This is a genomic window from Halococcus morrhuae DSM 1307 (genome assembly GCF_000336695.1).
GTDB classification, from domain to species: domain Archaea; phylum Halobacteriota; class Halobacteria; order Halobacteriales; family Halococcaceae; genus Halococcus; species Halococcus morrhuae.
In genome coordinates, this window is record NZ_AOMC01000063.1 from 25,296 (window position 1) to 36,771 (window position 11,476).

10 protein-coding genes and 1 pseudogene are annotated in these 11,476 nt (G+C 66.0%); 6 read left to right on the top strand and 5 right to left on the bottom strand.

What is annotated here, in order from left to right; genetic code table 11:
- Positions 1–91 precede the first annotated feature (91 nt).
- Positions 92–1,435 carry a sulfatase-like hydrolase/transferase gene (locus C448_RS04145; RefSeq protein ID WP_004052053.1) on the top strand — a complete coding sequence of 448 codons (1,344 nt, stop codon included), beginning with the start codon at positions 92–94 and terminating at the stop codon, positions 1,433–1,435.
- Here the strand turns inward: C448_RS04145 and C448_RS04150 are convergent.
- The 3 genes from C448_RS04150 to C448_RS04160 all read right to left on the bottom strand — a co-directional run bounded on the left by C448_RS04150 (position 1,432) and on the right by C448_RS04160 (position 4,004).
- Positions 1,432–2,121 carry a sugar phosphate isomerase/epimerase family protein gene (locus C448_RS04150; RefSeq protein ID WP_004052054.1) on the bottom strand — a complete coding sequence of 230 codons (690 nt, stop codon included), beginning with the start codon at positions 2,119–2,121 and terminating at the stop codon, positions 1,432–1,434. The genes C448_RS04145 and C448_RS04150 overlap by 4 nt on opposite strands.
- Before the next feature lie 100 nt (positions 2,122–2,221).
- Entirely contained in the window at positions 2,222–2,977 is a 756-nt protein-coding gene (locus tag C448_RS04155) for an SDR family oxidoreductase (RefSeq protein ID WP_004052055.1), read from the bottom strand.
- A 52-nt stretch (positions 2,978–3,029) separates the two neighbouring features.
- Complete coding sequence (locus tag C448_RS04160; protein WP_004052056.1) at positions 3,030–4,004, bottom strand: NAD-dependent epimerase/dehydratase family protein; 975 nt, start codon at positions 4,002–4,004, stop codon at positions 3,030–3,032.
- A gap of 113 nt (positions 4,005–4,117) precedes the next feature.
- On the opposite strand from C448_RS04160, the gene C448_RS04165 reads away from it, so the two are divergent.
- Positions 4,118–4,639, top strand: a complete 522-nt coding sequence (locus C448_RS04165; RefSeq protein ID WP_004052057.1) for a GNAT family N-acetyltransferase — start codon at positions 4,118–4,120, stop codon at positions 4,637–4,639.
- Position 4,640: 1 nt separating this feature from the next.
- Here C448_RS04165 and C448_RS04170 read toward each other — a convergent pair whose 3' ends face one another.
- Positions 4,641–5,780 (bottom strand): acyl-CoA dehydrogenase family protein, encoded by a 1,140-nt coding sequence (locus C448_RS04170; RefSeq protein ID WP_004052058.1) that lies wholly within the window; start codon positions 5,778–5,780, stop codon positions 4,641–4,643.
- Positions 5,781–5,880: 100 nt separating this feature from the next.
- Here C448_RS04170 and C448_RS04175 point away from each other — a divergent pair, with 100 nt between their 5' ends.
- The 3 genes from C448_RS04175 to C448_RS04185 all read left to right on the top strand — a co-directional run bounded on the left by C448_RS04175 (position 5,881) and on the right by C448_RS04185 (position 8,966).
- Entirely contained in the window at positions 5,881–6,678 is a 798-nt protein-coding gene (locus C448_RS04175; protein ID WP_004052059.1) for an RIO1 family regulatory kinase/ATPase domain-containing protein, read from the top strand.
- A gap of 57 nt (positions 6,679–6,735) precedes the next feature.
- Positions 6,736–8,301, top strand: coding sequence for a succinic semialdehyde dehydrogenase (locus tag C448_RS04180; protein ID WP_004052060.1), 1,566 nt, complete (start codon positions 6,736–6,738; stop codon positions 8,299–8,301).
- 83 nt (positions 8,302–8,384) lie between these two features.
- On the top strand, positions 8,385–8,966 hold the full coding sequence (locus tag C448_RS04185; RefSeq protein ID WP_004052061.1) for a hypothetical protein: 582 nt from the start codon (positions 8,385–8,387) through the stop codon (positions 8,964–8,966).
- A 25-nt stretch (positions 8,967–8,991) separates the two neighbouring features.
- Here C448_RS04185 and C448_RS04190 read toward each other — a convergent pair.
- Positions 8,992–10,581, bottom strand: a pseudogene (locus C448_RS04190) (carbon starvation CstA family protein); the annotation flags it as partial.
- Between the two features lie 92 nt (positions 10,582–10,673).
- Here C448_RS04190 and C448_RS04195 point away from each other — a divergent pair.
- Positions 10,674–11,471: a transposase gene (locus tag C448_RS04195; protein WP_004052063.1), complete on the top strand. Its 798-nt coding sequence runs from the start codon at positions 10,674–10,676 to the stop codon at positions 11,469–11,471.
- The last annotated feature ends 5 nt before the right edge of the window (positions 11,472–11,476 follow it).

Sequence of the window (11,476 nt, forward strand, 5' to 3'; positions counted from 1 at the left end):
CCTCTCGCCGCCGGGTCGGCAAACCGTTTGTCCTCCGCTGCCGGCTCTCGCCCGGCGAACAGTCATACGTACCCCGCGGGTAGCGCCGCCGATGAACGTCGCACTCGTCGTCCTGGATACGCTTCGCTTCGACACCTTCCGCGAGCAGTTCGACTGGCTGTCGGGGATCCGGTTCACGAACGCGTGGGCGACGAGTCACTGGACCGTTCCCGTCCATGCCTCGCTGTTCGCCGGGAAGTACCCGAGCGAGCTCGGCGTCCACGTCGACAATCAGGCGCTCGACTGTCCCGAACCCGTGATCGCCGAACAGCTCAGCGAGGCCGGTTACACGACGCGTGCGTTCGCCAGCAACATCATCCTCGCCAGACCGTTCGGCTTCGATCGTGGGTTCGACGAGTACACCGGCACGTGGAAGTTCCGCGCGCTCTCGGGCGACGTCTTCGACTGGGAGGCGTTCACCGACGAGCGCCAGGGACCGACTGCGTACGCACGGGCGGGCTGGGATTGTCTCACTGGTCCCTCCGAGACGTGGCCATCGCTCGTACGCGGGGCGCGCGTCGCGCTCGATCGCGTCGACGAGCCGACGGGCCACGAGAGCCGGGCGGCGCTCGACTACATCCAACGAACCGCCGTCGGCGACCGCGAGTTCCTGTTCGTCAACCTGATGGACGCGCACATGCCGCATACGCCGCCCGAGAGCTACCGGACCGCCGACACCGACGAGCCGTACGAGACGGCGACCGAGTACAACGGCCTGGTCGCGACCGCCGGCGACGGCCCCGACACTGATCCCTCTGTGCTCAAACAGGCCTACGACGACAGCGTGCGCTATCTTTCGGACGTATATCGGGAGATGCACGAAGAACTGCTGGCCGACTACGACGTCGTCGTCACTATCTCCGATCACGGCGAACTGTTCGGCGAGCACGACGTCTGGCAGCACTCCTACGGGGTGTATCCCGAACTCGCACACGTCCCCTGCGTGATCTCCGGCGACGGGATCGACGACGCGACCCGCACCGAGTCGATCAGCCTGCTCGACGTCCACCGGACGCTGCTCGATCTCGCGGGTATCGAGGGCGAGTCGAGAGGCAACGGACTACTCGACACCAGCGGCCCGACCGTCACCGCCGATCCGTCCTCGCGGGACTGCCTCGTCGAGTATCTCGGACCTAACCCCCGAAATCGGGAGAAAGTCGAGCGACTCGGCTACGATCCGACCCGATTCGACGAGGAGCTGTTCGGCATCGCGGCCGGTTCCTCGTACGGCTACGAGACGACCGACGGCTTCCGCGTCGCCGGTGACGCCGACGAGAATGCGCTCCGGGAACGACTCGCCGAGCTCCGTGCGGGGGTCGACCGGCGCGACGCGCGCTCCGAGCGGGGGGTTTCGGAGGCGACGCGGCGACAGCTCGAACGGCTCGGGTACGCTTAGTCGCCGACGGCGACCATCCGCGACAGTTCGTTCGACTGCGCCGCAGCGAACGCTTCGAGCGCCGCTCGCTGGTGGTCGGGCATCACTTCGAGCACGACGATGCCCTCGAAACGACGATCGAGCAGCCGTGCGGTCGCCGCCATGTCGATCTCGCCCGCGCCGAACGCCAGCCCGTCCTGGACGGGTGTCGAATCGCAGAGATGGACCACTTCGATCCGATCGCCGTACTCCACGAGGAGCGATTCGAGCTCCTGACGGTACTCCCGCTCGGCCATGAACAGATGGGCGACGTCGAGAACGAGGTCGTGGCCCGGTCGCAGGACCATGTGCCGCAGATGGCGGGCGCTCACGCCGGTCTTGTTCTCGTAGCCGTACGGCGATCGCAGGGCGAGTTCCTCGACGTCGGCCGTGTCGACGTGGTTGACGTAGCGCGAGTGGAAGACGACGTACGCGTCGCACGCCGCCGCGAGCCGGTCCGTCCGGTCGAGATACTCCCGCTCGGCCAGCGGGACGTGTGGCGTGTGCACCGACACGACCCGGACGTCGCTGCTGGCGACGGTGTCGATGGTCTCCTCGACCGATTCGAGATGGTGGCGTTCGAGGTACAGTTCCACCGCCTCGAACCCCCGGTCGGCCGCGGCGGCAAGCGCGCCGGACTCCGGGGGACATTTGCCGGCAACCAACATTGCCCCATCGTACCAGCCCGATTGCCCTATCGTCACCACTTGCAGTGGAAAGGGCTATTTCACTACTGACATATTTGTTCCGACAGTTCCGCCGCGACCGTTACCCCGCATCGGTCGGCCGGACGGTCAGTCGATCGACGCTCACGTGTGCTGGCCGCGTGAGCGCGTACCGAACGGCCGCCGCGACGTCCTCGCCATCGAGTGCGCGCATCGACGCGACGAGCGTTTCGACGTCCGCCTTCGTCCCCTCGTCCGTGACCTGGTCGGGGAGCTCGGTATCGGTCACGCCGGGTTCGACGACGGTCACGCGAACGCCGTCGTCGGCGACCTCGGCACGGAGCGAGTCGGCGAACGCCACGACGCCCGCCTTCGTGGCCGCGTACGCGCCGAAGCGTGCGCTCGGGCTCTGGATGGCGTCGGACGAGAGGGCGACGACGTGACCGCCGTCACCCGCCCGGAGCGCGGGGAGCACTGCGCGCGTGACGTTCATCGTCCCGAGCAGGTTGACCTCGACCATCCGTCGCCAGTCGTCCGGGTCGGCACGTTCGACCGGTGCGGGCAGCATCACCCCGGCGTTGTTGACGAGCGCGTCGAGCCCACCGAACGCCTCGGTCGTCCGCTCGATCATCTCCTCGACGGCCGTCCCGTCGGTGACGTCCGTGGGTATCGCCAGTGCCGTGCCGCCGTTGTCCTCGATCGCCGTCGCGAGCGTTTCGAGGCGATCGGCCCGCCGTGCGGCGAGCGCGACGCTGGCTCCCGCCGCCGCGAGCGTCTTGGCTGTGGCCGCGCCGATGCCCGACGACGCGCCGGTGACGAGCGCCACCGTTCTGTCGAGTTCGCCGGTCGCATCATCCATACCTCGTTCACTCCCGGCGAGCGAATGAAGTTGTCCCCGGCTATGGCCCCACTCAGAGCGTATCGAGCACCGAGAGCACGCGCTCTTCGGCCTCACGATCGGGTCCGTTCTTGCGGCCGGTGCGGTCGCTCGCGCGGTGCTCGTCGATCGTTCGTGCGAGCGCTTCCTCGATCGGCGTCGCCTCCCAGCCGAGCGCCGAGAGCCGGTGGGTGTCGAGCACGTGCGGGTACGAGCGGTACAGCGGGAACTCGTCCGGTTCGAGGTCGGCGACGGCGAGTTCGCGCTCGTTGGCGGTCACGATCTCTACTTCGGTGTCGAGCGCGTCGGCCGCGAGCTCGATCCACTCCGAGAGGATCGGCAGTCGGCGGTCGCCGACGTTGTAGGCCGCACCCGGAGCACCTTCTTCGGCGACGATCCGGAGCGCGCGGGCCACGTCCTCGACGAAGACGAGGTGGCGCAGGCAGTCGCCGTCGCCGGGCACCAGCACGCGGTCGTGGTTATCGACCCGATCGAGCCAGTAGTCGAACCGCTCGGTGTAGTCGTGTGGGCCGTAGACCACCGGCGGGCGTACGCTCATCGCCTCTGCACCGTCGGCAGCGGCGTCGCTCACGACGCGGTCGATTTCGGCCTTTCGCGGGCCGTAGGTCTCCTGTGAGTCGTCGGTCGCCTGCTCGGCGGTGCAGTCGTGAAGGGCGGTCTCACCCTCGCGTTTGGGGATCTCCTCGCTCCCGTAGGCCGCGCCGCTCGAGATCACGACGTACCGACTGTCGCCGAACAGCTCGATCGCCGTCCGGACTTCCTCGGGATGGTAGGCCACGCAGTCGATGACGACGTCGAGGTCGCGCTCGGCGGCGCGTTCGAGATCAGTCCTCTTGGTGCGGTCGCCCTCCACGTGTTCGACGCGCTCCTCGAATGGATCGTCGTGGTTGCCGCGATTGAACACCGTGACCGCGTACCCGCTGTCGAGCAGTTCGGTGACGGTGTGGCGGCCGATGAACCGCGTGCCGCCGATGACGAGTGCGTTCATGCCGAAGCCACTCGTGGCCGGGACAAAAGTCGTCGGGAATCGGCGCTACCCGCTCGTTTGTCAGGTCGACGGGAGCACGGAACACTGATACTGTCGGGCGAAATGTGTCGGGTATGCCCGGACCGGTGTTCCTCGACGGCGAGGCGATCGCGCTTAGAACGCCCGCGGAGGAAGACGTCGCGTTCCTCCAGCGCAACATGAACGACCCGCGGGTGCGTCGCCCGATCGGGTCGATCGGGCCGGCGAGCGAGAGCGACGAGGAGGAGTGGATCGAGAACGCCAACGAGGACGGTGTCTCGCTGCTCGTCTGCGTCGACGGCGAGCCGGTCGGTACGATCGGCCTCTCGGATGTCATGGAGACGTGGGGCTGTGCGGAGGTCGGCTACTGGCTGACGCCCGACGCGTGGGGTGAGGGCTACGCGACCGAAGCGACCGACTTGCTCGTCGAATACGGCTTCGACCAGCGCCGCCGCAACAAGATCGTCGCCCACGCCTTCGCCTTCAACGCGGGTTCGCGGCGCGTGCTCGAAAAGGTCGGCTTCGTCGAGGAAGGGGTTTTCAGAAGGGAGGCGTTCGTCGACGGCGAGTTCGTCGACGTCCATCGCTACGGCCTGCTGGCCGACGAGTACGAGTGAGTCAGAGCCCGAGTTCGCGCCCGATGACGAGATGTTGGATCTCCGATGTTCCCTCGCCGATCTCCATCAGTTTGGCGTCGCGATAGAACCGCTGCGGCGCGAAGTCGGTCGTGTAGCCGTAGCCGCCGAGCACCTGGACGGCGTCCTCGGCGACCTCGCGACTGATCTCGCTCGCGTCGAGTTTCGCCAGCGCGCTCAGACGGCCGACGTCACCGCCGGCGTCGTAGGTCGTTGCGGCCTTTCGCGTGAGGAGGCGTGCGCGCTCGATCTTCCGGTCCATGTCGACGATCGTGTTCCGCACGGCGTCGAACTCCGAAATCGGCTGGTCGAACTGCTCGCGCTCGGTGGCGTACGATTTCGCGGCCTCGTAGGCACCCTGTGCCAGCCCGACCGAGAGCGCCGCGATCGAGATGCGCCCGCCGTCGAGCGTCTTCTTCGTCTGCTCCCAGCCCTCACCCTCCGCCCCCAGGAGGCGGTCCTCGGGGAGTCGGACGTCGTCGAGCTGGATCTCACACGTCGGCGAGGCGTTGAGCCCCATCTTGTCCCAGATCGTCGTGACTTCGAACCCGTCGTCGTCAGGATCGACGATGAACGTCGAGATCCCGCCGTAGCCAGCCTCGGGATCGGTGACGGCTTTGACGAGCACGGAGCCCGCCTCGCTCGCGTTCGTGATGAACTGTTTGGTGCCGTTGAGGACGTATTCGTCACCGTCTCTCTCCGCGCGGGTGTCCATGTCGCTGGCGTCGCTACCGCTGCTGGGTTCGGTGAGCGCCCAGCCACCCATCCGTTCGCCCTCGGCCAGCGGGCGGAGCCACTTCTCCTTCTGTTCGTGTGTGCCGAACAGTTCGAGCGGTTTCGACGCCAGCGAGACGTGGGCGGCGTAGGAGAGTCCGATCGATCCCGAGACGCGCCCGAGCTCCTCGGTGACGAGCGAGTACATGAGCTGATCGCCGCCGAGTCCCCCGTACTCCTCGCTGATCGGGACGCCCATCACGTCGAGTGCTCCCAGCTCGTCGAACACCTCGGCGGGGAAGCGGTGTTCGTCCTCGATCTCCTGGGCGAGCGGGCTGATCTCCTCCTCGCAGAACTCCCGGACCGTATCGCGCATCATCCGGTGCTCGTCGGGCAGATCGAAATTCATACCGCCACTACGATGGCGGGAGGATAAAACCCTCGGCAACGATCATTGTCGATCGGTCGCCGGACGCGGGGGTTTTACGCGCCCGTGTCCGAATTCGGCCGTGGCAGTCCGCCGATTCGTCCGCGGTCACGTCGAATGGCCGCGCCTCGAAGCCGTCTGTCGGGAGGTTGCAGCCCGGTACGATCAGTCGACCGTCCGCGTGAACTTCCTCGACGGCAACAACTGGCTCTCGACGCCCTGCGTCGTCGACGATCGCTGGTTCGTCAAGATCATCAGCCCACAGAACGCGCTGGTCCACGCGCTGTTCACCGCCGGACGAAACCTCGGGATGTTTTCGAGCGGCACCGAGGGCTTCTTCGAGCGCCTCAACAGCCCCCTGGAGATGGCCGAACACGAACTCGCCGCCACCCGCCGCATCCGCGAGATCGGCGTCAACGCGCCCGAGCCGATCGAGGCGTTCGGCCACGGCGATCTCGGCGTGGTCGTCCTCGAATATCTGCCCGCGTTCCGGACGCTCGCGGAGCTCTCGCCGGCGGAGACAGCGGCGATCGCACCGGATCTCGTCGCGTCGCTCGCGCGGATGCACGCGGCGGGGTTCGGCCACGGCGACCTCCAGGCCGAAAACGTCCTCGTCGCCGACAGCGAGCTATACTTCATCGATGCGACGAGCGTGCGCGAGGACGCCACCGTCGACGCGCGTTCGTACGATCTCGCGTGTGCGCTCGCGGTGCTCGAACCGACTCTCGGCGGGCGGGCGGCGGTCGATGTCGCCAACGAGCGGTACACTGTCGAAGAACTGCTCGCCGCCCGCGAGTTCGTCGATTTCGTCGGCGTGCGCCCCGACCACGACTTCGACGCTGCCGTTCTCCGTGCCGAGATCGAAAAGCGTGCGGCGTAGTCCCGTCCCGGTCATGACCGGGAACAGCTATACCCGAGCGCCGCCCCTGAAGGGGGTATGGCAGAGACCACGACACGGCGACCGCCGAGCGAGTTCGCCGACCTGCTCGGCCAGCTCCCGGATGATCCAGAGGATCGCGAGTCGATCGCCGTCGAAGCACCCGACAGCGGCGACGAGCTCGGCACGGTGCCTGCCCACACCGCGGCGGACGTGCGCGCGGCCACCGAACGCGCCGCCGACGCACAGGCATCTTGGGCCGACCGCTCGTTCGACGAGCGTGCAGCCGTCGTCGAGCGCTATCACGATCTCGTGCTCGACGAGCAGGCGGAACTGCTCGATCTCGTCCAGCGCGAGAGCGGCAAGAGCCGGCGCGCAGCCTACGAGGAGCTGCTCGATATCGCCATCACGAGCCGCTACTACGCCTACCATGGCGACGAACACATCCAGTCACGTCGGCGTGCGGGCGCGATCCCGTTGCTGACGAAGACCGTCGAACATCACCATCCGAAGGGTGTCGTCGGGATCATCTCGCCATGGAACTACCCCCTCACGCTCGCGGTCTCTGACGCGATCCCGGCGCTGCTCGCCGGCAATTCGGTCGTGCTCAAACCCGCGAAGGAGACACCGTTCACCGCGCTACGCGCCGTCTCGCTGCTCCGTGAGGCCGGCCTCCCTGACGACGCTTTCCAGGTCGTCACCGGCCGCGGTTCGGAGATCGGCACGCCGCTCATCGAACAGTCGGACTATCTGATGTTCACCGGAAGCACCGAGACGGGGAGGACGGTGGCCGAACAGGCTGGCGCGAACCTCACCGACTGCTCGATGGAGCTCGGCGGGAAGAACCCGCTCCTCGTGTTCGACGACGCCGATCTCGGGAAAACCGTCGAGGGTGCCATCCGTGGCGCGTTCACCAACGCCGGCCAGCTCTGCATCTCACTCGAACGGTTCTACGTCCAGTCGGGCGTCCGCGAGGCGTTCGAGCGGCGGTTCGTCGATGCGGTCGACGAGCTCGAACTCGGAACGAGCCTCGACTACGACGCCGACGTCGGATCGCTGGCTTCGGCCGATCAGCTGGAGAAGGTCGAATCGCACGTTGAAGACGCCCGTGAGAAGGGGGCGACGGTGCTCACGGGTGGCGAGGCGCGGCCCGACGTCGGCCCGTATTTCTACGAGCCGACGGTGCTGACCGACGTCACCGACGAGATGACCGTGGCGAGCGAGGAAACCTTCGGCCCCGTCGTCGCCATCCACGAGTTCGACGACGTGGGGGAGGCCATCGAGCTGGCGAACGACTCCGATCGCGGGCTGAACGCGAGCGTCTGGACCGAGGATTCCGACCTTGGCCACGCCGTCGCTCGCCGGATCGAGTGCGGCACCGTCAATATCAACGAGGGTTACGTGGCGACGTGGGCCTCGACCGACGCGCCGATGGGCGGGATGAAGGAGTCGGGGCTCGGCCGACGACACGGCCGCGAAGGAATTCGCAAATACACCGATGCACAGACGGTGGCCGAACAGCGCTTCGCACCGATCGCCGCCCCGTCCGGCGTTCCCGAGGAGCTCTACACCGCGGGGATGACGGCCGCGATGCGCGTACTGAAGCGGATTCCCGGGCTTCGATAGCCGGATCCATCGACCCACCGGCTCGTCGCGGAGCCCGAAGAGAAGCGAAACGCGCAACCCCGGAACACGGCTACACGCACCTGATGGCTGATGCCGACACCGAACCGTCCCGGCCCGTCCAGGGAGACTACCTCGATACGGTCGCCGAGCGGCTCGAAAACTCCTACGACCTCGAACGCGATCGGTCGGTCGAGGACACGACGTGGACGCTGTACGGCTGGCTCACGCTCGAACGCGAGAAGTATTTCCTCCATCCGACGGTCTCCTATGCCCGGCACGACTCGGACGAACACCTCTTCGTCCGGCGGGTCGACGCGATCGACACAAAGATCCTCGACACGGCGATCGATCTCGGACATACTCTCGCCGACGACTGGATCGAGGCGGACGAGCGCCACTACAGCACCGACTTCACGTTCGTCTTCGTCGCCCCGACGATCCCGGAAGCGGTGGCCGACCGCATCGAGGGGTTCCGCGACCGAACGCTGCTCAAATACGGCTACTACGGCCACTACGAGGTAAACCTCGTCGTCGCTGCTCCACCCTCCGAGGAACTCGTCGCGAGCGAAAAAGCCGACGTCGCCGCGGCGTTTCGGACGTGGACGCCGCCCGTCGAACGCGATCATGGTCTCTTCGGCCGGCTCGCGGACGCGATCTTCGACTGATCGATCAGTAACGAAAACGAGTCGACTACTGGTCGGAGCCGCCGTCGGCGGCGGTGACGTCCTGCCCGCGGACGTCCCGGATGTTGCCGAGGCCCTGCCGGAACAGCGCGAGCGCGAGCACCAGAAGGATCGTCCCGATGACGATTTGCAGAGCGAGCGACCACGCTGCCGTCTCCGCGTTGCCGAGGATCAGCCCCTGATAGAGGTTCTGATAGAATTCGAGATAGACGAGCGCACAGACCGTCACGACAGACATCAGCACCATCGGCACCCCGGTCGAGACGAGCTGTTTGCTGTCGTCCCAGTTCGCCAGCCAGACCGTCGCGGTGAGCAGCGCGAGCGCGGCGAGCAACTGGTTCGCACTGCCGAAGAGCTGCCAGAGCGGCGTCCACGTGCCCGAAGCGATCAGGACGTAGGCGACCAGACACTGGACGGCGCTGTTGGCGTAGCGATTCGAGGCCACTTTCTGGGTCTTCGTTTCGGACGTGCCGACGATCTCCTCGAAGAGATAGCGGCCGAGTCGGAGCGCGGTATCGGTCGAGGTGAGCAGGAAACTCACCATCACGAGCGCCATGAACGGTGCGCCGAAGCTCGCCGGGATCCCGAGACTACTCAGGATCACGCCGCCGCCACCCGCGAACTTCGGGAGCGCGAGTCCGACGCCGCCGGTGGCGTCGGCCGCGGTGACGCCCACGACCGCGACCGCCGACAGCGCGACGGTGGCGAGCAGCCCCTCGCCGAGCATCCCGCCGTAGCCGATCAGGCGGGCGTCGGTCTCGCGGTTGAGCTGTTTCGCGGTCGTCCCCGACGAGACGAGCGCGTGAAAACCGCTGATGGTTCCACAGGCGATCGTGACGAACAACATCGGGAACAGCGGGCTGGACGCCCCGAGCGTGCTGTTGCCGCCGAAGCCGGTGAACGCGGGGATGTTCGTCACGAGCGCTTCGTTCGCGCTGCCGAGCACCGTGCCGACGATGATCGCGACCAGCGCGCCGCCGACGCCGGCGTACAGCAGGAACGACGAGAGGTAGTCACGCGGTTGCAGTAGCGTCCAGACGGGCAGCACGCTCGCGATGAACGAGTAGACCAGGACGATCGGGATCCACTGGGTCTGGCTGAGCTGGATCGGAAAGCGGAGCCCGACGAAGACGCTGGCGAACGTCAGCGTCACGAACAGTACGGTGCCGGGGATGAAGGGAAGATCGAACTGGTAGAGATACACCCCGAAGACGAGTGCGAGTGCGATGTAGAGCATGCTCGCGGTCGCGGCGCTCGGAAACTCTTGGAACACCAGTCCGACGACGTAGGCGAACACCGCGACGACGAGGATGATCGTGAGGAAGGCGAACCAGAGCAGGAGATCCTTGCTCTCCTCGCCGACGTACTCGCCGATGATCGAGCCGATCGATCGGCCCTCGTGGCGGAGACTGCCCGAGAGCGATACGAAGTCGTGTACTGCGCCCATCAGCGGGTTTCCAATGGCGATCCAGAGGACGGCCGGCAGCCAGCCCCAGAGGAGGCCGGCCGTGATCGGGCCGACGATCGGCGCACCGCCCGCGATGCTCGAAAAGTGATGGCCCAGGAGGACGGGTTTCTTCGCCGGAACCTCGGCTTGGCAACTTTTCCCTACGCTCGCTGACTGGTCAGCGAGCAGTAGGCAGTGACATCGAACAGTGGTTCCCAGAGGAGATCTGATGCTCGTCTACTGTGCTCGGCGTTACTCGTCTTCCGCCGTGGTTTGAGCAAGCCTTCGCAGCATTCGAACAAGTCTTCTCTGACAGCCGCAACGCTGATTCGTTCAAACACCTCGTGAGCACGCTGATTCTCGGTGAAGCGCAGTGGACGGTCAGTGGCCTCGCCCGCGGGATTTCGCGTCCCGACGCGGACGCAAAATCCCGCAGAGCATACGATTACTTCTTCGGCGGTGCTGACTGGTCGCCTACCAATCTCGCCCACTACCACGCTGAGTACGTCTTCGACCAACTCCAAATTGGTGCCGGCGACGACGTCCTCCTTCACATCGACGATACGTTCATTCCGAAAACCGGCGACGCCACCGATGGCGTCGCCCGGTTGTACAATCCTGTTGCCGGAGAGACGGAGCTGGGCAACAAGATCGTCACTTCCAGCCTCCAGATCGGGGACGTCTATGTTCCCTACCGTGCGCGGATGTACGTTCCAGAGGATCTTGCGTCGGATTTCGACGAGCCGTTCAAGAAAAAGACCGAGATCGCCGTCGAAGAGATCGTGACGCCGCTCCAGCTGCCGGCTGGAGCGGCTCTCACAGTGGTTTTCGACGCCGCGTACTACGGTGACGAGAGAATTGTTGCAATCCAAAATCAGGGCCATGACGTCGTTTGTCGGCTGAAATCCGACAAACACGTCTCTCCACAGAGCGTCGTCTGGACCCAACGCGTCGACGCGATAGTCATTTGGATAACTTCTGAAGATACGGAGCGAGGAATTTCTCGATCCATGAGACGGCGAAACTCAGCCGATCAGTGAGGCGG